Below are 453 nucleotides of genomic sequence, written 5' to 3' on the forward strand. Positions count from 1 at the left end.
GCCCAGGCTGATGTTGGCGGTACTGTCCAGGCCATACAGCAGCTGCAGGCTTTCGATGCCTTCCACGAGTTCTTCATTGACCGCATAGGCGCCAGCACTGTTGGCGCGGGCACGGCGCAGGCCCGGCTGTCCGGTCTCCGGATTGATGCCGACGTAATAGACCATCGACTCGGCCCGGTAGAGCATCGTCTGCCCGGTCGGCTGCGCGGCATAGCGCGACAGGTCCAGCGAGGGCGCGGTCACACGGGCCGCACTCAACGTACCGGCGAAGATGTCCGCGTGGGCACAGTCGGCGATGCCGAACAAGGTCGGTGCCGCCACGCCCCCCGAGGTGAGTCGGGCCACCCGGGTGCTGTCCATGTCCAGAAGCGCATTGCCGCCGCTGGACGAAATGCCGGTCACCGGCACCCCCTCAGGCGCCAGGTAGCGCAGCACCAGCACATCGCTTCCGCC

1 protein-coding gene is annotated in these 453 nt (G+C 67.3%); it reads right to left on the reverse strand.

Annotation, left to right across the window (positions count from 1 at the left end; all coding sequences use genetic code 11):
- A partial coding sequence (locus tag HR086_RS47500) for a PilW family protein (protein ID WP_217442263.1) occupies positions 1–441 on the reverse strand: 441 nt, incomplete at its 3' end.
- Between the last annotated feature and the right edge of the window lie 12 nt (positions 442–453).

It is taken from the genome of Myxococcus sp. CA039A (assembly GCF_013336645.1).
In the GTDB taxonomy this organism is placed as follows: Bacteria; Myxococcota; Myxococcia; order Myxococcales; family Myxococcaceae; genus Myxococcus; species Myxococcus llanfairpwllgwyngyllgogerychwyrndrobwllllantysiliogogogochensis.